The sequence below is a fragment of the Aurantimonas aggregata genome (genome assembly GCF_010500835.1).
In the GTDB taxonomy this organism is placed as follows: domain Bacteria; phylum Pseudomonadota; class Alphaproteobacteria; order Rhizobiales; family Rhizobiaceae; genus Aurantimonas; species Aurantimonas aggregata.
On the sequence record NZ_JAAAMJ010000022.1, the window covers coordinates 1 to 23214 of the forward strand.

Annotated in this window: 26 protein-coding genes; 12 read left to right on the forward strand and 14 right to left on the reverse strand. The window is 67.9% G+C overall.

The genetic code is table 11. The features are described from left to right. Positions 1–279: hypothetical protein (locus tag GTW51_RS19550; RefSeq protein ID WP_163045738.1), on the forward strand; the 279-nt coding region annotated here is incomplete at its 5' end. Positions 280–344: 65 nt separating this feature from the next. After that, complete coding sequence (locus GTW51_RS19555; protein WP_163045739.1) at positions 345–587, forward strand: hypothetical protein; 243 nt, start codon at positions 345–347, stop codon at positions 585–587. A gap of 82 nt (positions 588–669) precedes the next feature. On the opposite strand, the gene lepA is transcribed toward GTW51_RS19555, so the two are convergent. Further along, positions 670–2490 (reverse strand): translation elongation factor 4, encoded by a 1821-nt coding sequence (gene lepA, locus GTW51_RS19560; RefSeq protein ID WP_425483291.1) that lies wholly within the window; start codon positions 2488–2490, stop codon positions 670–672. 118 nt (positions 2491–2608) lie between these two features. Then, positions 2609–3043 (reverse strand): hypothetical protein, encoded by a 435-nt coding sequence (locus GTW51_RS19565; protein ID WP_163045740.1) that lies wholly within the window; start codon positions 3041–3043, stop codon positions 2609–2611. A gap of 243 nt (positions 3044–3286) precedes the next feature. On the opposite strand from GTW51_RS19565, the gene GTW51_RS19570 reads away from it, so the two are divergent. The 7 genes from GTW51_RS19570 (at position 3287) to pcaF (ending at position 9630) form a co-directional block, all read left to right on the forward strand. Next, positions 3287–4177 (forward strand): metal ABC transporter substrate-binding protein, encoded by an 891-nt coding sequence (locus GTW51_RS19570; RefSeq protein ID WP_163045741.1) that lies wholly within the window; start codon positions 3287–3289, stop codon positions 4175–4177. A gap of 13 nt (positions 4178–4190) precedes the next feature. Further along, positions 4191–5099 carry a manganese/iron ABC transporter ATP-binding protein gene (locus GTW51_RS19575; protein ID WP_281354634.1) on the forward strand — a complete coding sequence of 303 codons (909 nt, stop codon included), beginning with the start codon at positions 4191–4193 and terminating at the stop codon, positions 5097–5099. Beyond that, positions 5096–5956, forward strand: a complete 861-nt coding sequence (locus GTW51_RS19580; protein ID WP_343034066.1) for a metal ABC transporter permease — start codon at positions 5096–5098, stop codon at positions 5954–5956. The genes GTW51_RS19575 and GTW51_RS19580 overlap by 4 nt, the downstream gene beginning before the upstream one ends. Further along, the gene (locus GTW51_RS19585; RefSeq protein WP_163045742.1) at positions 5953–6807 is read left to right on the forward strand and encodes a metal ABC transporter permease; all 855 of its coding nucleotides are present in this window, start codon (positions 5953–5955) and stop codon (positions 6805–6807) included. Before GTW51_RS19580 ends, GTW51_RS19585 begins: the two co-directional genes overlap by 4 nt. A 34-nt stretch (positions 6808–6841) precedes the next feature. After that, the gene (locus GTW51_RS19590; RefSeq protein WP_163045743.1) at positions 6842–7309 is read left to right on the forward strand and encodes a CYTH domain-containing protein; all 468 of its coding nucleotides are present in this window, start codon (positions 6842–6844) and stop codon (positions 7307–7309) included. 74 nt (positions 7310–7383) lie between these two features. After that, positions 7384–8349: a CHAD domain-containing protein gene (locus tag GTW51_RS19595; RefSeq protein WP_163045744.1), complete on the forward strand. Its 966-nt coding sequence runs from the start codon at positions 7384–7386 to the stop codon at positions 8347–8349. Positions 8350–8421: 72 nt separating this feature from the next. Further along, positions 8422–9630 (forward strand): 3-oxoadipyl-CoA thiolase, encoded by a 1209-nt coding sequence (gene pcaF / locus GTW51_RS19600; RefSeq protein ID WP_163045745.1) that lies wholly within the window; start codon positions 8422–8424, stop codon positions 9628–9630. Between the two features lie 3 nt (positions 9631–9633). Here pcaF and GTW51_RS19605 read toward each other — a convergent pair whose 3' ends face one another. From GTW51_RS19605 to GTW51_RS19655, 11 genes are all read right to left on the reverse strand, one after another. Further along, entirely contained in the window at positions 9634–10794 is a 1161-nt protein-coding gene (locus GTW51_RS19605) for an iron-containing alcohol dehydrogenase (protein WP_163045746.1), read from the reverse strand. A gap of 60 nt (positions 10795–10854) precedes the next feature. Beyond that, complete coding sequence (locus GTW51_RS19610) at positions 10855–11727, reverse strand: SDR family oxidoreductase (protein WP_163045747.1); 873 nt, start codon at positions 11725–11727, stop codon at positions 10855–10857. A gap of 128 nt (positions 11728–11855) precedes the next feature. Continuing rightward, positions 11856–12641 (reverse strand): hydroxypyruvate isomerase family protein, encoded by a 786-nt coding sequence (locus GTW51_RS19615; RefSeq protein ID WP_163045748.1) that lies wholly within the window; start codon positions 12639–12641, stop codon positions 11856–11858. Between the two features lie 23 nt (positions 12642–12664). Next, the gene (gene otnC, locus GTW51_RS19620; RefSeq protein WP_163045749.1) at positions 12665–13312 is read right to left on the reverse strand and encodes a 3-oxo-tetronate 4-phosphate decarboxylase; all 648 of its coding nucleotides are present in this window, start codon (positions 13310–13312) and stop codon (positions 12665–12667) included. Then, on the reverse strand, positions 13309–14586 hold the full coding sequence (gene otnK / locus GTW51_RS19625) for a 3-oxo-tetronate kinase (protein ID WP_163045750.1): 1278 nt from the start codon (positions 14584–14586) through the stop codon (positions 13309–13311). The genes otnC and otnK overlap by 4 nt, the downstream gene beginning before the upstream one ends. Further along, positions 14580–15257: an aspartate/glutamate racemase family protein gene (locus tag GTW51_RS19630; RefSeq protein WP_163045751.1), complete on the reverse strand. Its 678-nt coding sequence runs from the start codon at positions 15255–15257 to the stop codon at positions 14580–14582. Before GTW51_RS19630 ends, otnK begins: the two co-directional genes overlap by 7 nt. 20 nt (positions 15258–15277) lie before the next feature. Further along, positions 15278–15976 carry a molybdate ABC transporter substrate-binding protein gene (locus tag GTW51_RS19635; protein ID WP_163045752.1) on the reverse strand — a complete coding sequence of 233 codons (699 nt, stop codon included), beginning with the start codon at positions 15974–15976 and terminating at the stop codon, positions 15278–15280. Positions 15977–16034: 58 nt separating this feature from the next. Further along, the gene (locus GTW51_RS19640) at positions 16035–17354 is read right to left on the reverse strand and encodes an alpha-hydroxy acid oxidase (protein WP_246233289.1); all 1320 of its coding nucleotides are present in this window, start codon (positions 17352–17354) and stop codon (positions 16035–16037) included. Positions 17355–17506: 152 nt separating this feature from the next. Further along, positions 17507–18433 carry a dihydrodipicolinate synthase family protein gene (locus GTW51_RS19645; protein WP_163045753.1) on the reverse strand — a complete coding sequence of 309 codons (927 nt, stop codon included), beginning with the start codon at positions 18431–18433 and terminating at the stop codon, positions 17507–17509. A gap of 12 nt (positions 18434–18445) precedes the next feature. Further along, complete coding sequence (locus tag GTW51_RS19650) at positions 18446–19141, reverse strand: ribonuclease activity regulator RraA (RefSeq protein WP_163045754.1); 696 nt, start codon at positions 19139–19141, stop codon at positions 18446–18448. A gap of 15 nt (positions 19142–19156) precedes the next feature. After that, the gene (locus tag GTW51_RS19655) at positions 19157–19942 is read right to left on the reverse strand and encodes an SDR family oxidoreductase (protein ID WP_163045755.1); all 786 of its coding nucleotides are present in this window, start codon (positions 19940–19942) and stop codon (positions 19157–19159) included. Between the two features lie 99 nt (positions 19943–20041). Between GTW51_RS19655 and GTW51_RS19660 the strand changes: the two genes are divergently transcribed. After that, on the forward strand, positions 20042–20950 hold the full coding sequence (locus GTW51_RS19660; protein ID WP_163045756.1) for a LysR family transcriptional regulator: 909 nt from the start codon (positions 20042–20044) through the stop codon (positions 20948–20950). On the opposite strand, the gene GTW51_RS24395 is transcribed toward GTW51_RS19660, so the two are convergent. Beyond that, positions 20951–21085 (reverse strand): hypothetical protein, encoded by a 135-nt coding sequence (locus tag GTW51_RS24395; protein WP_281354635.1) that lies wholly within the window; start codon positions 21083–21085, stop codon positions 20951–20953. It lies immediately after the preceding gene. Positions 21086–21846: 761 nt separating this feature from the next. Here GTW51_RS24395 and GTW51_RS19665 point away from each other — a divergent pair. Together GTW51_RS19665 and GTW51_RS19670 are read left to right on the forward strand one after the other, a co-directional pair. After that, positions 21847–22548 carry a hypothetical protein gene (locus tag GTW51_RS19665; RefSeq protein WP_163045757.1) on the forward strand — a complete coding sequence of 234 codons (702 nt, stop codon included), beginning with the start codon at positions 21847–21849 and terminating at the stop codon, positions 22546–22548. 28 nt (positions 22549–22576) lie between these two features. Continuing rightward, entirely contained in the window at positions 22577–23143 is a 567-nt protein-coding gene (locus GTW51_RS19670) for a hypothetical protein (RefSeq protein ID WP_163045758.1), read from the forward strand. Positions 23144–23214 lie beyond the last annotated feature (71 nt).

The window sequence follows — 23214 nt, forward strand, 5'->3', positions numbered from 1 at the left end:
ACGGAAGTGATTACTTCAACCCGAGAAAACGGGCCATCAGGAGCTTTCGACATAGTCGTACTCATAGGCGGATGCCTATGCCTTATCGGCTATGCCACCTGTTCGGTCAAAACGGGGTGCGCTCCACCTGCTGCCCGGCAGTTCATCGACCGCATCGGGGCGCTCTCCGCGCAGACGACCGCCATCGCCGCGGCCGAGCGGGCGATGAACGAAGCGCTGTTCGAACTCTACGATCTCTCGGCGGATGAACGGCTTCTTGTGGAAAGGTCGAACGCATAGGCAAGGAGGCCGATGCGGGACTCGATCCCACCGGGTGCAAATGGCTAGTGTGCGGGATGAGCCAATTGCCCCTCTTCGCCAAGCCCGTCGTTGCCCCGCGCCCGGTTGATCCGGTCTTTATTCGCAAGCACTTGACTGCGCTCGTCCGGCTCGTTCGGAACGCCGAACGCATGCCCTTCGATGCCGGGGAGGCGGAGAGCTGGGAGACCCGGTTCCCCGATCTCGCGAGACTATTGCCCGGGGATGAAGGCGAGCAACTCCACGCGGCGTTCGCCGCGGAGCTTGCCAGGCTGCGTCGAGAAGACTGACCGCGACCGCGGAGGCGTCCGAGGCCCCAGTGCCGCATGGCAGCGCCGCGCTCCGGGCTTGGTACCGGCAAGCCTGGAGCCGCTAGCTATCCATCTTCAGCGCGGCGATGAACGCCTCCTGCGGGATGTCGACCTTGCCGAACTGGCGCATGCGCTTCTTGCCCTCCTTCTGCTTGTCGAGGAGCTTGCGCTTTCTGGTGGCGTCGCCGCCGTAGCATTTGGCGGTGACGTCCTTGCGGAGCGCCGAGATGGTCTCGCGGGCGATGACCTTGCCGCCGATCGCCGCCTGGATCGGGATCTTGAAGAGGTGGTTGGGGATCAGCTCCTTCAGCTTCTCGCACATGCCGCGGCCGCGGCGCTCGGCCTGGGCGCGGTGGACCAGCATCGAGAGGGCGTCGACCGGCTCGCCGTTGACGAGGACGCTCATCTTCACCAGGTCGCCCTCGCGATAGTCGGCCATGTTGTAGTCGAAGGAGGCGTAGCCCTTCGAGATCGATTTCAGCCGGTCGTAGAAGTCGAACACCACCTCGTTGAGCGGCAGCTCGTAGCTGACCATGGCGCGCTTGCCGACATAGGAGAGGTCGGTCTGGATGCCGCGGCGCTCCTGGCAGAGCTGCAGGATGTTGCCGAGATAATCGTCGGGGGTGAGGATCGTCGCCTTGATCCACGGCTCGAGGATCGCCTCGATCTTCATCACGTCCGGCATGTCGGCCGGGTTGTGCAGCTGGATGGTGGTGCCGTCGGTGAGCTTGATGTCGTAGACCACCGAGGGGGCGGTGGCGATGAGGTCGAGGTCGAACTCGCGGGAGAGCCGCTCCTGGACGATTTCCAGATGCAGCAGGCCGAGGAAGCCGCAGCGGAAGCCGAAACCGAGGGCCGCCGAGGATTCCATCTCGAAGGAGAAGCTGGCGTCGTTGAGCCGCAGCTTGCCCATGGCGGCGCGCAAATCGTCGAACTGGGCGGCGTCGACCGGGAACAGGCCGCAGAACACCACCGGCTGGGCGGGCTTGAAGCCGGGCAGCATGGTGGTGGTCGGGCGCTTGTCGTCGGTGATCGTGTCGCCGACGCGGGTATCGGCGACCTCCTTGATCGAGGCGGTGATGAAGCCGAGCTCGCCGGGGCCGAGCGCGTCGACCTGGACCATCTTGGGGGTGAAGACGCCGACCCGGTCGACCGGGTACTTGGCGTCGGTGCCCATCATGCGGATGAGCTGGCCCTTCTTCAGCTCGCCGTCGATGATGCGCACGAGGACGATGACGCCGAGATAGGCGTCGTACCAGCTATCGACCAGCATCGCCTTCAGCGGGGCGCTGCGGTCGCCGTCCTTGGGGGCGGGCAGGCGATGGACGATCGCCTCCAGCACGTCCTCGATGCCGAGGCCGGACTTGGCGGAGATCATCACCGCGTCCGAGGCGTCGAGGCCGATGACGTCCTCGATCTGCTCCTTGACCTTGTCCGGCTCGGCGGCCGGCAGGTCGATCTTGTTGAGGACCGGGACGATCTCGAGATTGTTGTCGAGGGCGAGATAGACGTTGGCGAGCGTCTGCGCCTCGACGCCCTGGGCGGCATCGACGACGAGCAGCGCGCCCTCGCAGGCGGCGAGCGAGCGCGACACCTCGTAGGCGAAGTCGACATGGCCGGGCGTGTCGATGAGGTTGAGGACGTAGGTCTCGCCGTTCCTGGCGGTGTAGTGCAGGCGCACGGTCTGCGCCTTGATGGTGATGCCGCGCTCGCGCTCGATATCCATCGAGTCGAGGACCTGTTCCTTCATGTCGCGCAGCTCCAGCCCGCCGGTCGACTGGATCAGCCGGTCGGCGAGGGTGGATTTCCCGTGGTCGATATGGGCGACGATCGAGAAATTGCGGATGTGGTCGAGGGGCGTGTTCGCGGGCATGGTGCTCATGGCCGCGATATAACGATTTTTAGCGGTGTTGAAAGCAGGGTTTCTTGCGCGGGGCGCCCGGCATCACGAGAAAAGCGGGTGGCGGGCGACCGAAACACGGCCGCCCGCTCGGGTTTCGTCAGTCGCAGATGGTGACCGGGCCGATATTGACGCAGCTGCCGCGGCGGCCGCGTCCACCGATCACCCGGCGGCAGAGATCGCGGTTGTTGCGCCGGAAGCGCGGGTCGCGCTGGCAGCTGCGGACGAAGTCGCGGCGGTTGTAGCGCCGACGGCTTTCGCGCCGGCGGCGGTCGCGGCGGCGATAGTCCCGGCGGTAGCGGCGATCGTCCCAGCGCTGGGCGACCTCGTAGCTGTCCTCGGCATCGGCGAGCGGGCCCGGCGCGGGCAGGGGCTCGGCCGCCGCGGCCGGCGCTGCCCGCAGCAGCGACGGGGCGACGACGGCGAGGCCGCCGACGACGCCAAGGCCGACGAGAAACCGGCGGCGCGACAGTTCCGCTGCCGGTGCCGGTGTCGCCCGGCCCGTAGCGAACAGCGTTCTGAGTTTATTCCACATGCTTCATTCTCCCGTCCCGCCGCAGCGGGTCTGATCGGCCAACCCTTTGGACGACCGATCGATTTTCGTCCCTTGCCGCAAGATAGAGGCGCGATGCCCCCGGTCTACGGCGCGTTTCAAATGCAGCCCATCACGGCAGGGAGATGACGCCGATTTGTTGCGAATGATTTGCAATTGCATTGACGCGGTGCGGCGGCGGGTCTATCTGGTAGACTGTAATCCTTCCAATGAGGCGAACGACCCATGCGCACCGTCCGGTGGACCATCGCCCTTCTCGTGGCAGCGGGCCTCCTCGCCAGCCCCGTGGCGGCACAGGAAAAGCTCAAGGTGGTGACCACCTTCACGGTGATCGCCGACATGGCGCGGAACGTCGCCGGCGACGCGGCGGAGGTGGAATCGATCACGCGGCCCGGCGCCGAGATCCACAATTACCAGCCGACGCCGCGCGACATATTGAAGGCGCAGGGCGCTGAGCTTATCCTGTGGAACGGACTCAATCTCGAACTCTGGTTCGAGCGGTTCTTCCAGAACCTCTCCGAGGTGCCGAGCATCGTCGTGTCGGACGGCGTCGTGCCGATGGGCATCGCCGCCGGCCCCTACGAGGGCAAGCCCAACCCGCATGCCTGGATGTCGGGCGAGGCGGCGAACATCTATATCGACAACATCGCCGAAGCCTTCGGCGCGGCCGACCCGGACAATGCCGACACCTATACGGCCAACGCCGAGGCCTACAAGGCGGAGATCGCTTCGGCGCTGGAGCCGATCCGGGTGGAACTCGCGACGATCCCCGAGGAAAAGCGCTGGCTGGTCACGAGCGAGGGGGCGTTCAGCTATCTCGCCCGCGACTTCGGGCTGAAGGAGCTGTTCCTCTGGCCGATCAATGCCGATGCGCAGGGCACGCCGCAGCAGGTGCGCCAGGTCATCGACACGATGCGCGCCAACGATATCGGCTGCATCTTCTCCGAAAGCACGATCTCGCCCGATCCCGCCGAGCAGGTGGCGCGCGAGACCGGCGCGACCTATGGCGGCGTCCTCTATGTCGACTCGCTGAGCGAGGCGGACGGGCCGGTGCCGACCTATCTCGATCTCCTGCGCGTGACCTCAGAGACCATCACCGCGTGCCTTTCCCGATGAACGAGATGGCACGATGAACGAGATGGGGCCCGATCTTCATGAAGCCGCCCGGGCGGAAGCCGGCGGCGGCATCCGCGTGACCGACGCGACGGTGACCTACCGCAACGGCCAGACGGCCCTGCGGGATGCGAGCTTCGCGATCCCGACGGGCACGATCGCCGCGCTGGTCGGCGTCAACGGCAGCGGCAAGTCGACCCTGTTCAAGGCGATCATGGGCTTCGTTCGCGTCGCCAAGGGCGAGATCCGCGTGCTCGGCCTGCCGGTGCGCGAGGCGCTGAAAAAGGGCCTGATCGCCTATGTGCCGCAGGCCGAGGAGGTCGACTGGAGCTTTCCGGTGCTGGTCGAGGACGTGGTGATGATGGGCCGCTACGGCCACATGAATTTCCTGCGCATTCCCTCGGCCAAGGACAAGGCGGCCGTCGACACGGCACTCGCCCGCGTCGGCATGGCGGATTATCGCAAGCGCCAGATCGGCGAGCTTTCGGGCGGCCAGCGCAAGCGGGTGTTCCTGGCGCGGGCCCTGGCGCAGGACGGCCGGGTGATCCTTCTGGACGAGCCGTTCACCGGCGTCGACGTCAAGACCGAGGACGCGATCGTCCAGCTGCTGCGGGACCTCAGGGAAGAGGGCCGGGTGATGCTGGTCTCGACGCATAATCTCGGCAGCGTACCGGAATTCTGCGACCGCACGATCCTGCTCAAGGGCACGGTGCTCGCCTACGGGCCGACGCCGGAGATCTTCACCCAGGCCAATCTGGAACGCGCCTTCGGCGGGGTGCTGCGCCATTTCGCCTTCGAGGCGCCGGAGGGGGGCGGCCGCGGCCCCGTGGGCGTCCTGTCCGACGACGAGCGGCCCTTCGTGCTCTACGGCGCCGGCGAGATGGCACCTGATCCGGCGGCGGCGCCCGCAAAGGTCCTGCCGTGATCGAGACGCTGCTCCAGCCCTTCGCCTATGGCTACATGGTCAATGCGATGTGGGTGTCGGCGCTGGTCGGCGCGGTCTGCGCGTTCCTCTCGGCCTATCTGATGCTGAAGGGCTGGTCGCTGATCGGCGATGCGCTGAGCCACGCCATCGTGCCCGGCGTCGCCGGCGCCTACATGCTGGGCCTGCCCTTCGCGCTCGGCGCCTTCCTGTCCGGCGGGCTCGCGGCCGGCGCCATGCTGTTCCTCAACCAGCGCACGCGGCTGAAGGAGGACACGATCATCGGCCTGATCTTCACCTCGTTCTTCGGCCTCGGCCTGTTCATGGTCTCGCTGTCGCCGGCCTCGGTGAACATCCAGACCATCGTGCTCGGCAACATCCTCGCCATCACGCCTTCGGATACGCTGCAGCTGGCGATCATCGGCTTCGTATCGCTGGCGGTGCTCGGGCTGAAATGGAAGGACCTGATGGTCACCTTCTTCGACGAGAACCATGCCCGCTCGATCGGCCTGAACCCGACGCTGCTGAAGATCGTGTTCTTCACCCTGCTCAGTGCCTCGACCGTGGCGGCGCTGCAGACGGTCGGGGCTTTCCTGGTCATCGCCATGGTGGTGACGCCCGGCGCCACGGCGTATCTCCTGACCGACCGCTTCCCGCGGCTGATCCTGATCAGCGTCGCCATCGGCGCCATCACCAGCTTCGTCGGCGCCTATGCCAGCTTCTTCCTCGACGGGGCGACCGGCGGCATCATCGTCGTCCTGATGACGTCGATCTTCCTCGTCACCTTCGTCTTCGCGCCGAAGCACGGCATGCTGGCGGCCCGTCGGCGACGGGCCGAGGCGCTGGAGCCGTCGCCATGAGCTTTTTCGAGACGGCGCTGCTGCCGCTGCAATTTCCCTTCATGCAGAACGCTCTGATCATTTCCGTGCTGGTCGCGGTGCCGGCGGCGCTGCTCTCCTGCTTCCTGGTGCTGAAGGGCTGGTCGCTGATGGGCGACGCGATCAGCCATGCGGTGCTGCCGGGCGTGGTGATCGCCTATATCGTCGGCATCCCTCTCGCCATCGGCGCCTTCGTCGCCGGCGTGACCTGCGCGCTCGCCACCGGCTTCCTGCAGGAGAACAGCCGGATCAAGCAGGACACGGTGATGGGCGTCGTGTTCTCGGGCATGTTCGCGCTGGGCCTCGTGCTCTACACGCAGATCCAGACCGATGTGCATCTCGACCACATATTGTTCGGCGACATGCTGGGCATCGGCTGGGGCGACATCATCGAGAGCGGCATCATCGCGCTCGTGGTCGCAGGGATCATCCTCGCCAAATGGCGCGATGTCCTGCTGCATGCCTTCGACCCGGCGCAGGCGAAGGCGGTCGGCCTGCCGGTGCGGGTCATCCATTACGGGCTGCTCTGCCTGTTGTCGCTGACCATCGTCGGGGCGCTGAAGGCGGTCGGCATCATCCTCGCCATCGCGCTGCTGATCGCGCCGGGCGCCATTGCCTTCCTGCTCACCCGCTCGTTCGGCATGATGCTGTTGACGGCGACGCTGGTCGCCGCCGGTGCATCGCTCGCGGGGGTCTATCTGAGTTTCTTCATCGACAGCGCCCCGGCGCCGACCATCGTCCTCCTGATGACCATCGTCTTCATCGGCGCGTTCATCGCGACGACCTTGCGAACCCGGGCGGGCGAGAAACGGCTTTCGTCCGAAAGGGCATAGGGGAACAAGCGCGCTGCTTTGCGCGTCTTCGGACATGGCACGCGAGATCGAACGAAAATTCCTGGTGGCGAACGACGACTGGCGGAGCAAGGTCACCGAGACCGCGCGCCTGGCGCAGTTCTATCTGTTCACGCGTCCCGACGCCTCGGTACGGGTACGCATCCGGGACGAGACGAGCGCCCGGCTCACCATCAAGACCGGCAGCGGCGCCGATCGCGGCGAGTTCGAATACGACATTCCCCTGGACGATGCCGAGACGCTGCGCGAGAGCCGCATCGGCAATCTGGTCGAGAAGACCCGCCACATCGTACCGCTTGGCGCCTGGCGGGTCGAGGTCGACGTGTTCGAAGGGGTACTGGCCGGGCTGGTGCTCGCCGAGATCGAGCTGACGGACATCACCGACGAACCGCCGCTGCCGGCATTTCTCGGCCGCGAGGTGACCGGCGATCCGCGTTTCCTCAATGCGCGGCTGGCGCTCTACGGGCTGCCCGTAGCGGACTGACGTCGCGGCGAAGTAACCCTTGCCGCCGCCAACGTCGGCCCATAGGTCATCAGCCAACAGAAGGACGATGGTGGATGGCCTACAGATTCGACCCCGCAGCACCGCTCGACGCGGAATTTCGGCGCATCGCCGGCGAACAGATCCACAAGGCGGAGCACGAGCTCGCCGACGAGGCGGGCGACCGGCACGAGGCGGTGCACGATGTGCGCAAGCGGCTGAAGAAGCTGCGTGGCCTGATCCGGCTGGTGCGCGACGCGCGGCCGAAATTCTACGTCGAAGAGAATGCCCGCTTCCGCGACATGGCCCGGGCGCTGTCCGGCGTGCGCGATCGCGCGGCCCTGGTCGAGTCGCTCGACGCGCTGGAGGCCCACTACAAGGACGAAGGTGCGGCCAAGGCGTTCGAGCCGATCCGGCAGCATCTGGTGGCGCAGCGCGAGGCGGCTGCCGGCGGCGATCTCGCCCCCGCCATCGAGGCGACGCTGCGCAGCCTTGCCGAGGCGCGCAGCCGGCTCGACGCTTTCGCCGTCGGCAAGAAGAACAAGGCCGGCGACGCCGCCGCCATCGTCGCCAGCGGCTTTGCCCGCATCGTCGGCCAGGCGCGGGACGAGATTCGCGACGCCGTGAAGCGCGGGGAGGCGACAACCTTCCATGATCTGCGCAAGCGCGCGAAATATCATTCGATGCATCTGAAGCTGCTGGGGCCGCTCTGGCCGGAAGCGATGGCGCCGCTGGAGAACACGGCAAAGACGCTCGGCGACGATCTCGGGCTCGACCATGACTACGCTGTGCTGCGGGCGGAGATGGAAGCCGCGCCGGACGATTTCGGCCCGCAGGACGGGCAGGCGGTGGTGCTGGCGCTGATGCAGCGGCGCCAGGCGGAACTGCGCCAGGTCAGCCTCGACGCGGCGCAGCGTCTCTTCGCCGACGATGCGTCGGCGGCCGAACAGCGCATCAGCCGGCTCTGGCACGTCGCGGAAGAGCGCGCCAAGCGTGACGAGGCGGCTGCGGCGACGGACGGAGCGGCCGCCAACGCGGCCTGACGCTGTCGGCGGGTCCCGCTTACTACCTGTGGCAAGCGGCGGCATGAGCAGGGTCATTCGAGGGGAGACAGCATGGCCGAGGCCTTCATCTGCGACTTCATCCGCACGCCGGTCGGCCGCTTCGGCGGGGCGCTGTCCGCCGTGCGGGCCGACGATCTCGGCGCGGTGCCGATCCGGGCGCTGATGGAGCGCAACGAAAGCGTCGACTGGGCGGAGCTGGACGAGGTCTTCTACGGCTGCGCCAACCAGGCCGGCGAGGACAACCGCAACGTCGCGCGCATGTCGCTGCTTCTGGCCGGCCTGCCGGACAGCGTGCCCGGCGTGACGCTCAACCGGCTCTGCGGCTCCGGCATGGACGCGGTGGTCACTGCGGCGCGGGCGATCCGGGCAGGCGAGATCGAGCTGGCGATCGCTGGCGGGGTGGAGTCGATGTCGCGGGCGCCCTTCGTCATGCCGAAGGCCGAGACGGCGTTCTCCCGCCAGGCGGCGATCTACGACACGACGATCGGCTGGCGCTTCGTCAATCCGCTGATGAAGGCGCAATACGGCGTCGACTCGATGCCCGAGACCGGCGAGAACGTCGCGGCCGACTATCAGATCTCCCGCGCCGATCAGGACGCGTTCGCGGCTCGCTCGCAGCAGCGGGCGGTGGCGGCGCAGAAATCCGGCCGGCTGGCGCGCGAGATCGTCCCCGTCGCGATCGCCCAGAAGAAGGGCGAGCCGATCCTCGTCGAGGCCGACGAGCATCCGCGCGGCGACACGACCGAAGAAAAACTCGCCAGACTGCCGACGCCGTTCCGCAAGGAGGGCGGCACGGTGACGGCCGGCAATGCGTCCGGCGTAAACGACGGCGCGGCGGCGCTGATCGTCGCCTCCGAGGCGGCAATGCTGCGCCACGGCCTGACGCCGATCGCGCGCATCCTCGGCGGCGCGACCGCCGGCGTGCCGCCGCGGATCATGGGCATGGGGCCGGCGCCCGCGACGCGCAAGCTCTGCGCGCGGCTCGGCATCGCCCCCGGTGATTTCGACGTGGTCGAGCTCAACGAGGCCTTCGCCAGCCAGGCCATCGCGGTGCTGCGCGAGCTGGGGCTCGACCCGGCGGCGGCGCATGTCAACGCCAATGGCGGGGCGATCGCGCTCGGCCATCCGCTCGGCGCTTCGGGCGCCCGGATCACCGGGACGGCGGCGCTGGAGCTTACCGAGCGGGACGGCCAGCTGGCGCTGGCGACGATGTGCATCGGCGTCGGCCAGGGCATCGCCATCGCGCTGGCGCGGGCCTGAGCCTCACCAGGCGGCGCGGTAGATCGCCAGCGCATCGGCCTCGCCGACGGTCCGCGGATTGTTGACCAGGAGCCGCTGCTGCAGCATCGCGTCCGCCGCCATGGCCGGCAGGTCCGCCTCGCCGACGCCGACATCGCGCAGGCGCTGGGGCAGGCCGAGCCGCTGCGACAGGTCGGAGAGCGCCGCGATGAAGGCGGCGCAGCGGCCTTGGGTGCCCGGCTCTTCGGCAAGCACCGGGAAGGCGTCGGCGGCGATCTCGGCATAGAGGTGGGCAGCCTCGGGCGCGTTGAAGCGCAGCACATGCGGCAGGACGAGGGCGTTGGAGAGGCCGTGCGGCACGTGGAAGCGGCCGCCGATCGGGTAGGCCAGCGCATGGACGGCGGCGACCGGCGAATTGGCGAAGGCCTGGCCGGCGAGCATCGAGCCGAGCAGCATCGCCTGCCGGGCGCCCAGATCAGCGGGGTCGGTCACCACCGTCTCGATATGCGCGCCGAGCAGTTGCAGGGCCTGGCGGGCCAGCATGCGCGACAGCGGATTGTTGTTGGGGCTCTTCGAGGCATAGGCCTCGATGGCGTGGACCATCGCGTCGATGCCGGTGGCGGCGGTGATCGCGGCGGGCAGGCCGAGCGTCAGCTCGGCGTCGAGGATGGCGATGTCCGGCAGGATCAGCGGCGAGGAGACGCCGCGCTTCTCGTTGTCGCCAACGGTGATGATCGAGACGGGCGTCACCTCCGAGCCGGTGCCGGCCGTGGTCGGGATCAGCACCAGCGGCAGGCGCGGGCCGGCGGCGTTGTCGACGCCCCAGGCGTCGTCGAGGTCCTCGTTCGAGCCGAGCAGCAAAGCGGCGAGCTTGGCGACGTCCAGCGACGAGCCACCGCCGAAGCCGACGACGCCCGTCACGCCGGCGGTGCGGCCAGCTTCGACGGCGCGCTCCAGCGTCGCGCGCTTCGGGTCTGCCTCGACGGCGTCGAAGAGAGTGACCGACACGCCTTCGGTTTCAAGCGCGGCGATGGCCGGGGCGCCGAGGCCGAGGGCGGAGAGGCCGGGATCGGTGACGAAGAGCACCCGGTCGCCGAGCCGGCCGGCGGCGATGGCGCCGAGGCGCCTGGCCGCGCCGGGCTCGCAGACGATCGACGCCGTGGTGTTGAAGATGAACGGTGTCATGCCTGTCTCCCCCATGCTCGCCCTCTTTCTGCGGCGAGCACGGGGTCCGAGGCAAGGGCGTCAGAGCATCGGGCGACCGCCGGTGACCGGGATCACCGCGCCGGTGATGTAGCTCGCCTCGTCGGAGGCCAGCATCACGTAGGCGCCGGCAAGTTCCGCCGGCTGGCCGGCGCGGCCGATCGGGGTGTTCTCGCCGAAGCTCTCGACCTTGTCTTCCGGCATGGTGGAAGGGATCAGCGGCGTCCAGATCGGGCCGGGGGCGACGGCGTTCACCCGGATGCCGCGGTCGGCGACATAGCCGGCGAGACCGGCGGTGAAGTTGGAGATGGCGCCCTTGGTCGTCGCGTAGGCGAGGAGCATCGGGGTCGGGTTCTTGGCGTTGATCGAGGAGGTGTTGATGATCGAGGAACCCGGCTTCATCTGCGGCACGGCGGCCTTCGACAGGTAGAACTGGCTGTAGATGTTGGTGCGGAAGGTGACGTCCCATTCCTCGGCGGTGATGTCCTCGATGCGCTCGAAGGCTGCCTGGTGGGCGGCGTTGTTGACGAGGATGTCGATGCGGCCGAACTCGGCGACGGTCTTCTCGACGAGGCCGATGCAGAAGGCCTCGTCCTTGATATCGCCTGGGCAGAGGACGGCCTTGCGGCCGGCCTTCTCGACCCAGCGGGCGGTTTCCTTGGCATCGTCGTGCTCGTCGTAATAGGAAATCAGCACGTCGCAGCCCTCGCGGGCATAGGCGATGGCGACGGCGCGGCCAATGCCGGAATCGGCGCCGGTGATCAACGCGGCGCGGCCATCGAGCCGGCCCGAGCCGCGATAGCTCTCCTCGCCGTGGTCGGGCCTCGGGGTCATGGCCGAGGTCTCGCCCGGCATGTCCTGCTTCTGGGACGGCTGCGGCGGCTGCGGATGGCCGGTGTTGGGGTTGGTGGTCATGGAAAAGCTCCGTGGAAAAGCGTGAGCCCGGCGCAGGTCCGCCGGCTCGGTCCCCCGGTCAATCCCGGTCTTCGCCATGTGTTCCCGGCCGCTTGCGTAGCTGCCACTTGGCCTGCGCCATGATGGCGTTACGGGCGGCGCGGCAACCAGCCGAGCCCGTCGGCGGTGGCACCGGCGGGGACGTATTCGCAGCCGATGAAGCCGGCATAGCCGATGTCGGCGAGGGCCGAGCGGACGGTAGCGAAGTCGATGGTGCCGCTGCCCGGCTCGTGGCGGCCGGGATGATCGGCAATGTGGACATGGGCGATCGTGTCGCGGCTCGCGTGGATCGCCGTGATCGGATCGTCGCCGGCCGCGACGGTGTGGAAGATGTCGAGCAGCAGGCCGAGATTGGCGTGGCCGGCTTCTGCGATCGCCTCGCGCGCCGCGGCGGCGGTGGGCAGGAAGTAATCCGGCACGGCGCCGGGGCTCATCGCCTCGACGATGATGCGGATGCCGCGCCTCTCGGCTTCCTCTGCGGCGAGGGCGAGGTTCTCGAGATAGCAGGCGCGGTGTTCGGGCCGCCGTTCCGCCTCGGGCAGGACGCCGGCCATGGCGTGGAGCATGCGGACGCCGATCGCCTCGGCGTAGTCGAACGCCTCGGCAAGGTTGGCGCGGAACTCGTCGCGGCGATCGGGAAAGATCGCGATGCCCTTCTCGCCGCGGGCGGCATCGCCCGAGCGCAGGCCGAACTGCACGTAGGGCAGGCCCGCCTCGCGCAGCAGCGCGGCCATCGTCTCGGCCGGCACCGAATAGGGCGCGGGATGCTCGATGGCGGAAAACCCTGCGGCGCGGGCGGCCTCGATGCGGGCCTCGAGCGGCCATTCGTTGAACAGATAGCCGATATGGGCGCTGTAGCGGGACGTGTCGGTCATCGCGGCTTTCGTTCGGGTCTGGCTCAGCTCGGGAAGGCGCGATTGATCTCGGCGATCTGGGCGGCGTCGAGCGGGCTGGTCTTGCGGTCGCCGAGCAGGAAGAACAGCTTCGCCGTCTCCTCCAGCTCCTCGTAGGTCCAGGCGGCGTCGCGCAGCGACTTGCCGGCGACGATCGGGCCATGGTTGGCGAGCAGCATCGCGTGGTGGTCCTTCGCGACCTTGCGCACGGCACCGGCCAGCGCCTGGTCACCCGGCCGGAAATACGGGACGAGCGGCAGCCGGCCGACGCGCATCACGTGGTAGGCGGTGAGCGGCGGCAGCACGTCGTCGGTCGTCTCGTGGCAGAGACACGAGACCGCGACGCAGTGCGTCGAGTGCAGATGGACCACGGCCTGCGCCGTCGGCCGCTCATCATAAACCGCGAGGTGGAAGAAGGCTTCCTTGGACGGCGGGTCGCCGTCGAGCAGGCGTCCGTCGGAGGCGAGATGCGACAGGCGGGCGGGGTCGAGATAGCCGAGCGAGGAATTGGTCGGCGTCAGCAGTAGCGTTCCGTCGTCGAGGCGAATCGACAGATTGCCGGCGCTGCCGTGCGCCAGCTGCCGGTTATAGAGCGTCTCGCCGGTCCGGGCGATCAGCTCGCGCGCCGCATTGATCTCGTGCGGCGCGGTCATCGCGGCGCGTCGCCGGCGAGGGCCGAAAGGGCGCGGGCGAAGAAATCGGGGCCGCCGAAATTGCCGGATTTCAGCGCCAGCGCGACGCGGTGGCGTTCGCCGGTGAGGATCGGCACGCCCGGATCTATCTCCGGCCCGACGGTCAGCGCACCGAGGTCGAGCGCCTGCGCCACGGCGCCGGAGGTCTCGCCGCCGGCGACGACGAGGCGGGTGACGCCTTTGGCGACGAGCGCCCGGGCGGTTTCGGCGAAGAGGGCGTCGAGCTTTTCCGCCACTGCCTCGCGGCCGAACTGCGCCTGCGCGGCCGCGACGTCTTCCGGCTTGCCGGAGGAGTAGACCAGCGGCGCCGGATCGGCGGAGCCCTGCAGGAATTCGCAGAGGGTCGCGACGGTGACGGCGCCGGACATCACGTCGCCGACGGCGATCGCCAGCGTCGGGTGATCCTTGGCATGGTGTTCGATTTGGCCAAGCGTCGCGCGCGAGCAGCTGCCGGCAAGGATCGCGCCCGGGCCGGCAATGGCGACGGGGCTCGGGTTGCGGCCCTGGGCGTGGCCCTTCGCGATGAAGTTGGCGGGCAGGCCGATGGCGATGCCGGAGCCGCCGGTCAGGAACGGCGCGTCGGCGAGCGCCTCTCCCAGCGCGACCAGATCGTCGTCGGTCGCGGCATCGGCGATGACGAGGATCTCGCCGCGATCGCCGGCCTCTCGCAGCGCGTCGCGGATGGCCTCTGGCCCGCGCCGGACGACCGGGGCGGCGACGAGCCCGACCGGCGCCTGGCACTGGCGGGCGAGCCAGCGCCGCAGGTCCGGGTCGGTCATCGGCGTCAGCGGATGGTTCTCCATGCCGCTTTCGCTGAGCAGCCGGTCATGCACGAAGAGATGGCCCTGATGCACGGTGCGGCCGACCGTCGGGAAGGCCGGGCAGGCGACGACGCCGCTGACGCCGAGCGCATTCGCCAGCGCCTCGCCGACCGGGCCGATATTGCCCTCGGGGGTCGAATCGAAGGTCGAGCAGTATTTGAAGACGATCTGCCGGCAGCCCTGGGCCTGCAGCCAGGCGAGCGCCGCCAGCGACTGCGCGACGGCCTCGGCGGCGGGGATCGAGCGGCTCTTCAGCGAGACGACGCCGGCCTCGATGTCCTTGGGCGCGTCTTCGCCCGGCACGCCCATGAACTGCGAGACCTTGAGCCCGCCCTGGCCGGGAAGTCCCTTGGCCAGCGTGTTGGCGATGTCGCCGGCGCCGGTGAAGTCGTCGGCGATGACACCGATCAGCATGGCCCTGTCTCCCCAATCATCTGCTTCATGCGCGTTACCGCCGCTTCCGGCGCCGTGAACACCGGCACGCTCACGGCGGCGCGTACGGCTTCGGCGGCGCGCGAGGTCGAGAAATGCGCCAGCATGATTGCGTCGTGGCCGGAAAGTTCCGGCGCACGGTCGGCGACCAGACGGTTGTGCGTGGCGGCGTCCCCCTTGCGCAGCAGGTCGATCGCCTCCGCCACGACGATTGTCTCGAGCGTCGCGTCCGAACCGGTCTCGGCGGTGAAGCTATCGAACTCGGCTTCCATGGTCGAGACGGCCGGGCCGAAGGTCGCCAGCATGCCGATGCGGCTGCCGGCGGCGATCGCCGCGCGAAACATCGCCTCGTTGGGTCGCAGCACCGGGATCGGCAGGATTTCGCTCATCCGGTCGATCGCCGGGCCGAAGGCCGAGCAGGTGACGAGGATGCCGTCGGCGCCGATGCGCAGCGCATAGCGGCCGAAATCGACGAAGCGCTCGATCAGCTCTTCGGAGATCGTCGCGCCTTCCTTGGCCCGGTCGAGCGTCAGCCCGTCGTCGAGGAGGTTGACCGCCTCCGCCTCCGGCCAGAGCGCCGCCATGGCGGAAGCGACCGGCTCCATGGCGACCGGGGTCGCGTGGTAGAGGACGATACGGGGTCTGGCTGCCATCGGTCGGTCTTTCGATACGGTCAAATGCGGGCGAGGCGCGAGGTCAGGCCGCCCGCCTCGTAGGCCGCGCCGGCCGCGGCCGAGGTGAAATGCGCGATCAGCCGGGTGGCATCATCCGGGTTCTCCGCGTCCGCGAAGGCGGCGACGGAGAAATCCGTGCCGGCCTGGACCGCCTCGGGCAGCGGGCCCGCGATCTGGATGCCGTCAACCGACATCAGCTCGCTGATCTGCTGGATGGCGAGGTCTGCCTTGCCGGCGACGATCTGGCCGGCGGTGAAGCCTTCCGGGATGATCGTCGCCCTGGCGTTGACCGCCTCGGCGATGCCGAGCTTCTCGATCAGCTTGGCGAAATAGATTCCGCTGGCGCCGCCGCGCGAATAGGCGACCGAGCGCGCCCCGAGGAGGGCGGCCTTGAGGTCCTCGACCGTCTCCAGCTTCGGCGCCGGCGCGTCGCCGGCGACCGCTACGCCGATCTTCGCCGTGGCGATGGGGGCGACGCTGGATGCGACGACAATGCCGCGCTCGACGAGCTCGGCCATCGACTTGTCGATCAGGATGATCGCATCGGCGCGGGTGCCCGCCGCGATGCGCTGCATGATGACGGTGGTGGGGTTCCAGGTCACGTCCGGGGTGATCCCAGTCGTTTGCGTGAAGGCCGGCAGGAGGCGGCGCTTCAGGGCGACCTCGACGGCCAGCGTGCTCATCAGTTTCAGGGGCATGATGTTTTCCTTGGGTGGGCGACCATTGCCGGTCGCCTGCATGGCTCGGGCGTCCGGCTCAGTCGCGCGGGCGGACCGGGGCGAGGTAGCTGGAGTCGAGGTCCTGCGGCCGCTTGACGCCGATGAGGGCGAGGTCGCGGTCGATTTCCGCGCGCAGGATGCCGATCGCATGCGACACGCCGTCGGCGCCGCCGATCGCCGCCGCATAGAGGAAGGGCCGGCCGAGGAAGACGAAGTCGGCGCCGAGCGCCACCGCCTTCAGGACGTCGGTGCCGCGGCGAAGGCCGCTGTCGATCATCACCTTCATCGCGCCCTTCTCGGACGCGACCTCGGCGAGGCAATCGAGCGGGGCGACGGCGTAGTCGAGCTGGCGGCCGCCATGGTTCGACAGGATCACTCCGTCGACACCGCATTCACGGGCGATACGGGCGTCGCTGGCGGTCATGATGCCCTTGACGACGAGATTGCCCTTCCAGTTGCGGCGGATCGCCTCGACATGGGACCAGGCGAGTTCGTCGCGCTTCTTGGTGTTGCGCACCAGCTTCGACATCATCGGCGGCCCGCGCTCGGCGTCGGTGTTCTCGAAATGCGGCGTGCCGTGCTTCCAGTAGGTGCGCAGCACCGTGCCGAGCAGCCAGGACGGGGCGAGCGCGCTCTGCAGCATGACGTTCGGCGTCATCTTGATCGGCATCGAGAAGCCGCTGCGGATATTGTGCTCGCGGTTGCCGAGCAGCGGCGTGTCGCCGGTGACGACGAGGGTCTCGTAGCCGGCCGCACCGACCCGATCCACCAGCCGGTCGATGCGCGGCTGGTCGCCGGCGAGATAGGCCTGGAACCAGGCATCGGGATTGGCGGCGTGGACGTCCTCGAGGCTGATCAGCGAGGAGCCGCTGAGGATCATCGGGATCTTAGCGTCGCGGGCGGCCTCGGTGAGCTGCAGGTCGGCGCGGTAGGCGATGAAGGCGGCGCCGCCGAGCGGCGCGATGCCGAAGGGCGAGGAATAGTGTTTGCCGAACAGGGTGACGCCCTGGTCGCGGCCGGACACGTCGACGAACATGCGCGGCAGGAAGCGGTGCTCGGCGAAGGCGTCGCGGGCGGCGCGCAGCGATGCGCCGGTCTCGACGGCGCCGGAGACGTAGCCGAAGACCATGCGCGGCAAATGGCGTTTCGCGTGGCGCTCGAAATCGTCGAGAGCGAGGAGGTCGCGGAACTTGCGCGGCGTCGGCTTCTGCGGCTGCGGCAGGCCGGCGCCCGGATCGGCGCGGGTTTCACTGGCCGGGGCGGTCGTTTCGGCAGGCGCTGCGGTCGGCGCGGCCGGGCTCGGCGAGGGGGCGGCCTTGGGCGCATCGCCCGCCCGTCTCATTGTATCAACTTCCATACCTGCCTCCCGACAACGCTATCGTCCTCACGCCTACACATTGTCAACAATATCGTCAACATCCTTCGGCGGCGCATTCAGGCCGTGGCGAGGTCGGACAGGCGACGGTGGGCGGGGCGGCCCTTCTCGGACCGCCCCGTCGTTTCAGATCGTCAGAATGCCGCCCGACGGTCGGTGCGGGCAAGCCTTGCGAGCAGGCGCTCGACATCGGCCTTGGTGGCGGCGCTGAGCTTCGGCCCCGGCGTGCGCAGCGTGTCGTTTGCGATCGCCCCGCGCCTGGCCAGGATGTACTTGCGGACCGACAGGCCGATCACCGGCTGCTGCTCGTAGCGCAGCAGCGGCAGATGCGCGTCGAACAGGTCCTGCGCCGCGTCGATATCGCCGGCGAGGCTCATGTCGACGACATCGCGCAGCATCTCCGGGAAGGCGTAGCCGGTCATGGCGCCGTCGGCGCCGCGCTGCATCTCGAGTTCGAGGAACAGCGCGCCGTTGCCGCAGAGGATCGAGACGTGACGGAGCGAGCCGTCGCGCTCCCAGTCGCGCAGCGCCGAGATCTTGTCGAGGCCGGGCCAGTCCTCGTGCTTCAGCATCACGCAGGAGGGGCTGTCGTTGATGATCCGCTTGATGACGCCCGGCGTCATCTGGACGAGGGTCGCCTGCGGATGGTCCTGCAGGACGAAGGGGATGTCCGTGCCGATCTGGGCGATCGCCTGGGCGTAGTAGCCGACGATCTGGTCGTCGGTGCGCATCGAAGAGGGCGGTGCGATCATCACGGCGGCGGCGCCGGCCGCCATCGCCTCGCCGGCGAGGCGCCGCATGGCGGCAAAGCCCGGCGCAGAGACCCCGACGATGATCGGCCGGCTACCGGCGCGGGCGATCACCTGGCGGACGATCTGCAGCGATTCCTCGGGCTCGAGCTTCTGCGCCTCGCCCATGATGCCGAGGATGGTCAGCCCGTCGGAGCCGGCCTCCCAGTAGAAGTCGGTCATCCGGTCGACCGAGGCGGCGTCGAGCGAGCCGTCGGGCAGGAAGGGCGTGGGCGCGATGGCGAAGACGCCCCTGGTGTCGGAAGAAAGCATGTCTGTCATATCCTATTTCGAGGCGTCGTAACGCGCCTTGGTCTCGGCATTCATCGGGTAGAGGCCGGGCAGGCTGGCGCCGTTCTCCACTTCCTCGACGATCCAGGCTTCCATGCGCTCCTGCTCGGGGCCTTCGGCGAGGACGTCGTCGAGCAGCGCTTTCGGGATGACCACGGCACCGTCGTCGTCGGCGACGATGACGTCGTCGGGGATCACCGCGACGCCGCCGCAGCCGATGGTCTCCTGCCAGCCGACGAAGGTGACGCCGGCGACCGAGGGCGGGGCGGCGAAGCCGCGGCTCCAGACCGGCAGGCCGGTGCGCGTGACGCCGGCGACGTCGCGCAGCACGCCGTCGGTGATCAGCCCGGCGACGTTACGCTTGGCCATGCGGGCGCAGAGAATGTCGCCGAAGATGCCGGCATCGGTGACGCCCATGGCGTCGGCGACGACGAGGCAGCCCTCCGGCATCGCCTCGATGGCGGCCCTGGTCGAGATCGGCGAGCCCCAGGAGGCCGGCGTCGCCAGATCCTCGCGCGCCGGCACGAAGCGCAGCGTGAAGGCGGGGCCGACGAGGCGGGGCTGGCCCGGCCTGAGCGGTATGGCGCCGCGCAGCCAGATGTTGCGCAGGCCCTTCTTCAGAAGGATCGTGGTGATGGTGGCGGTCGAGACATCCTTGAGGACGGCGATCGCTTCAGCGGTGAGTGTCATGTCGGTTCCCCTTGATCAGATGCTCGGAACATAGCCGCCATCGACGCGGATGACGCTGCCGGTGACGTAGGACGACCGGGTCGAGGCGAGGAAGGCCACGACGTCGGCATATTCCTGCGGGTCGCCATAGCGGCCGAGCGGAATGGCGCCGGTGCTCTCGGCCACGACGCTCTCGAGGCTGCGGCCCTCGCGCTCGGCCTTCTTCTCGTCGAGGAAGCCGATGCGGCCCGTGGCGATGCGGCCGGGCAGGACGACATTGGCGGTCACGCCGTCGCGGCCGACTTCGCCGGCCAGCGTCTTCGACCAGCCGAGCAGCGTCGAGCGGAGCGCGTTGGAGAGGCCGAGATTGGGGATCGGCGCGACCACGCCGGACGAGGTGGAGGTGATGATCCGTCCCCAGCCGCGCTGGCGCATGCCGGGCAGCACGCAATCGGTGATGGCGAAGACGGAGAGCACCATCGCCTCGAAATGCTTGCGCCAGAGATCGACGGGCTGGCCGGCGACGCCGCCGGGAGGCGGGCCGCCGGTGATCGACACGAGGATGTCGACGAGGCCGAGCTCGGCTTCGATGCGACGGACATTGGCGGAGACCACGTCGAGATCGGCGAGGTCCCAGGCAAGCGCCATGGCCTTGCCGCCAGCGGCCTCGATCTCGCCGACGGTGCGCGCGGCGGCTGCTGCGTCGAGGTCGGCGACCGCGACCTTGACGCCTTCGCCGGCCAGCGTCGTGGCGATGCGGCTGCCGAGCCCGCCGCCGGCGCCGAGCACCAGGGCGGTCTTCTGTGCAATCCCGAGATCCATGCAAACACTCCTTCTGCGAATCGGGCGGAGGGTGCGTGTCTCGAACACAAAGATGAAGTACGGTCTCCTTCGTTCACCCTGAAGGAAATGTTGGTTCCCATGGATAGCAGCCATCTGGCGACCCTCGTCCGCGTCGCGGAGAAAGGCTCGTTCGTCGCGGCGGCAAACGATCTGGGCATCACCGCGACGGCGGTGGCGCAGCGTATCCGAGCGCTGGAGTCGGAGATCGGCGTGGGGCTGGTCGCCCGCTCGGGACGGACGGTGCGGCTGACCGAAGCGGGCCATGCGGTGATGGCGCGCAGCCGCGAGGTGCTGCGGCAGATCAGCGAGCTGCGGACCGCGGCGCTGGGCGGGGAGATCGTCGGGGAGTTACGGGTGGGGGCGATCGCCACGGCGCTGACCGGGCTGTTCCCGCAGGTGCTGGAGCGCCTGACCGAGCGCCATTCGGGGCTCGACCTCTATCTCGAGCCGGGCACGTCCGCCGGGCTCTACGACCGGGTCGTGTCAGGGGCGCTGGATGTGGCGGCGCTGGTGCGCCCGTCCTTCGACATGCCGAAGGCGATGAGCTTCCATCTGTGGCGGCGCGAGAAACTGGTGCTGCTGGTGGCGGCCGACGACCGGCGCACCGACGTGGCGGCGATCCTGCGCACCTCGCCCTTCATCCGCTACGACCGGCGGCAATGGGGCGGACGTCTGGCGGCGTCGTTCCTCGACGCCATCGGCATCGCGCCGAAGGAGCGCTTCGAACTCGACGCGCTGGACGCCATCGCGATGATAGTGGCGCGCGGGCTCGGCGTGTCGCTGGTGCCGGACTGGGCGGGGCCCTGGCCGGACGGGGTGCGTCGCCTGACGCTGCCGGAGCCAGCGCCGGTGCGCGAGCTCGGGTTCCTGCAGCTCGGCAATTCCCCGCGGACGCATCTCGTCCGCGTGCTGATGGAAAGCGCCTGGGCCGTCGAGCCGCCGCCGCACCGCGCCGAAACCGGCGGCGGTGCTGCGTCTAGCGGCTGATCAGTCGATCGAGCCGGGGAAGCGCATGCGGTATTCCATCTCGCGGCGGCGGGCTTCAACGATGCTCGAGCCGAAACCGGCGAGGGAAGCCTTCATGCGGGTGTAGAACGTCGTGGTGCGGGGGGTCTTGGACATTGTTCGTCTCCGTCTCTTGTACGAGACAGAACCTAGGCGCTTTCGCACCGCACAGTCAGATGCTGCACTGCATGGGACCCATGCGGTCAGTGGGCAGATGGTTGGCGGGATTGTTGACAATCGCCGGGCACGAATGCGCTCGGCGACCCGATCGCGTTCAGCCTAGGCCGCCCGCCTCGCCTTCTCCGCCCGGATCAGCCTCATCATCGTCGCGGGATCCGGCAAACGGGCCGAAGAAGGCTTCGAGGCGGTCGAGGTCATCGGGGCTCATGTTGGTCAGGTCGACAGTTGGGATCGGGCCCCCGCCGGGTTCGGCATGCTGGTGGGACTGCGTCGGCTTACCCCAGCCTTAGTCGAGAACGTGGTTCGCCGCCGTGGCGCGGGCGGCTGCAGGCGCAGCCTTGTCGATCATGATCGACGTCAGGACGCGGATAGCCATCTCCGTATGTCGTATGATCGCGGGCTATCTCGGTCAGCGTGCGCTTCTGCTGAGCGTTGATTTTCGTGGACGAGCCCGACCTGCGACCGGCGCTTGGTCGCTTTCCGCCGCGAGCCGTGTTTGATTACTTTTGAAAATTTCGTTTCGCGCTTGAACCGGTTTCAGCGCTTCGTGAGGTGCGATGTCAGAGCCTGTAGGGCAGCGTTTCAGCCAGTTGTACATGCGTCACTCCGAACTGCTTCCCGATAGTGGTCGTATGCGGAACCGACTCAGTTCCCTCTATTGCTCCGTCAGGGGTGATCTCGAAACATTCGGAAGCCTGATGAGTCGGGAGCTTGGCCTGCAGCTAGGACAATACAATTATCCGTCGTCCTGGCTGCGGATAATGAATGCAATAGAGCTCCGTGATGTTCTGGACTCAGTTACGATTCGCTATCAGTGCATTGACCATTATGATGAGCATCAGCAAAGACGAGAGCGAAAGAGCTTTTTGGCTGAAGCTCGCCGAATATTTCAGGAAGAGCAGGTCCGCTATCGGATTGACGATGAAGCTGGCGTTCACTTCGCTCAGGACAGCGAATTCGAGAGGATGCGCGTTTCCACGATCGCATCTCTGACCGATGCTCGCTTCGATGGAGTTCGGGCCGCGTTCGACGAGGCGTTCGTCTGTCTTGATCGCCAGCCCGTAGACGGAAAGGGCGGGCTGCGGTCAGCATTCTTTGCGTCCGAGGCTCTTTTCCGACTGATGTTTCCGACAGCGCATCAACTAAGTGGGGGGGAGGTGCGGAAGCATCTGCAGCCGTTGGTGGACGCGGTATATGCCGCACAGAAGCCGGCGATCTATCTGGCTCAGAAGCAGGTGCAATCCTTCACGGATTGGATCGATGGCGCTCACTTTTACCGACATGAGCCTGGGACAGAAGATCCGGCTCAGCCACCCCTCGAGCTAGCCATCTTCATGATCTCGCAGGCGGGCGGGTTCATCCGTTGGCTGGCGTTCCTCGATGCCAAGCGTCCGCGCTGACAACTGTCTGGGTGACATTGGGCTGAGCATGGCAGCCGAACTAGCCAAATGCCTCCCGACACTCGGGATCGCCCTCACCACGCCCTTGATGCCGCCTCGCGCCCTGGCCTCGGCGAGGATGCGGCGGCGCTCGGCACACGATCTGCAGGCAATGTTGCCTCGCCCCTCAATTCGCTTTTCTCTTGTCTTGGGTAAAGGCCTATTGGAGCATCTGGCTGAAGATGAGGCGAGGAACAATCTCACAATGGACCCGACTCTTGTTCCGCTGCTATCCGCCTTGGCAGGTGCCGTCATCGGCTCAACCACCACACTCATTACACTGCTCGTACAGACCCGGGCGGCGGAGAGACGACCTCGCAGAGAGTTCTTGACAAAGCTCGCCGTCGAAGAAAGGAACAAGCAAGTCGAATTGCCCAACTCACCGGCAATGAATTTGCTGTTCCACCAGCGCTCGCCTATCTCGCGCATTTTCAGCGTGTCATGGATGTGCTTGAGCAAGGCCGCCTCACACCCTAAAGCTAGAGAGCTTGCGGCGCAGAATGCCGAGTTGATGCAAGAATTGGTAGAAACCCACGAAAATCTGCCAGCAGGCTAGCAGGAAGAACGCCGCCTAGAGGCCCGCCGCTCACGACTTGTGCTACAGACTAGGCACGTTTTCGGCATCCG

Excerpts from the sequence above, each read along its gene's own strand:
- lepA (WP_425483291.1), bottom strand. The coding sequence starts at position 2,490 with ATGAGCACCATGCCCGCGAACACGCCCCTCGACCACATCCGCAATTTC.
- GTW51_RS19565 (WP_163045740.1), bottom strand. The coding sequence starts at position 3,043 with ATGTGGAATAAACTCAGAACGCTGTTCGCTACGGGCCGGGCGACACCG.
- GTW51_RS19570 (WP_163045741.1), top strand. The coding sequence starts at position 3,287 with ATGCGCACCGTCCGGTGGACCATCGCCCTTCTCGTGGCAGCGGGCCTC.
- GTW51_RS19575 (WP_281354634.1), top strand. The coding sequence starts at position 4,191 with ATGAACGAGATGGGGCCCGATCTTCATGAAGCCGCCCGGGCGGAAGCC.
- GTW51_RS19585 (WP_163045742.1), top strand. The coding sequence starts at position 5,953 with ATGAGCTTTTTCGAGACGGCGCTGCTGCCGCTGCAATTTCCCTTCATG.
- GTW51_RS19590 (WP_163045743.1), top strand. The coding sequence starts at position 6,842 with ATGGCACGCGAGATCGAACGAAAATTCCTGGTGGCGAACGACGACTGG.
- GTW51_RS19595 (WP_163045744.1), top strand. The coding sequence starts at position 7,384 with ATGGCCTACAGATTCGACCCCGCAGCACCGCTCGACGCGGAATTTCGG.
- pcaF (WP_163045745.1), top strand. The coding sequence starts at position 8,422 with ATGGCCGAGGCCTTCATCTGCGACTTCATCCGCACGCCGGTCGGCCGC.
- GTW51_RS19605 (WP_163045746.1), bottom strand. The coding sequence starts at position 10,794 with ATGACACCGTTCATCTTCAACACCACGGCGTCGATCGTCTGCGAGCCC.
- GTW51_RS19610 (WP_163045747.1), bottom strand. The coding sequence starts at position 11,727 with ATGACCACCAACCCCAACACCGGCCATCCGCAGCCGCCGCAGCCGTCC.
- GTW51_RS19615 (WP_163045748.1), bottom strand. The coding sequence starts at position 12,641 with ATGACCGACACGTCCCGCTACAGCGCCCATATCGGCTATCTGTTCAAC.
- otnC (WP_163045749.1), bottom strand. The coding sequence starts at position 13,312 with ATGACCGCGCCGCACGAGATCAATGCGGCGCGCGAGCTGATCGCCCGG.
- otnK (WP_163045750.1), bottom strand. The coding sequence starts at position 14,586 with ATGCTGATCGGTGTCATCGCCGACGACTTCACCGGCGCCGGCGACATC.
- GTW51_RS19630 (WP_163045751.1), bottom strand. The coding sequence starts at position 15,257 with ATGGCAGCCAGACCCCGTATCGTCCTCTACCACGCGACCCCGGTCGCC.
- GTW51_RS19635 (WP_163045752.1), bottom strand. The coding sequence starts at position 15,976 with ATGCCCCTGAAACTGATGAGCACGCTGGCCGTCGAGGTCGCCCTGAAG.
- GTW51_RS19640 (WP_246233289.1), bottom strand. The coding sequence starts at position 17,354 with ATGGAAGTTGATACAATGAGACGGGCGGGCGATGCGCCCAAGGCCGCC.
- GTW51_RS19645 (WP_163045753.1), bottom strand. The coding sequence starts at position 18,433 with ATGCTTTCTTCCGACACCAGGGGCGTCTTCGCCATCGCGCCCACGCCC.
- GTW51_RS19650 (WP_163045754.1), bottom strand. The coding sequence starts at position 19,141 with ATGACACTCACCGCTGAAGCGATCGCCGTCCTCAAGGATGTCTCGACC.
- GTW51_RS19655 (WP_163045755.1), bottom strand. The coding sequence starts at position 19,942 with ATGGATCTCGGGATTGCACAGAAGACCGCCCTGGTGCTCGGCGCCGGC.
- GTW51_RS19660 (WP_163045756.1), top strand. The coding sequence starts at position 20,042 with ATGGATAGCAGCCATCTGGCGACCCTCGTCCGCGTCGCGGAGAAAGGC.
- GTW51_RS24395 (WP_281354635.1), bottom strand. The coding sequence starts at position 21,085 with ATGTCCAAGACCCCCCGCACCACGACGTTCTACACCCGCATGAAGGCT.
- GTW51_RS19665 (WP_163045757.1), top strand. The coding sequence starts at position 21,847 with ATGAGTCGGGAGCTTGGCCTGCAGCTAGGACAATACAATTATCCGTCG.
- GTW51_RS19670 (WP_163045758.1), top strand. The coding sequence starts at position 22,577 with ATGGCAGCCGAACTAGCCAAATGCCTCCCGACACTCGGGATCGCCCTC.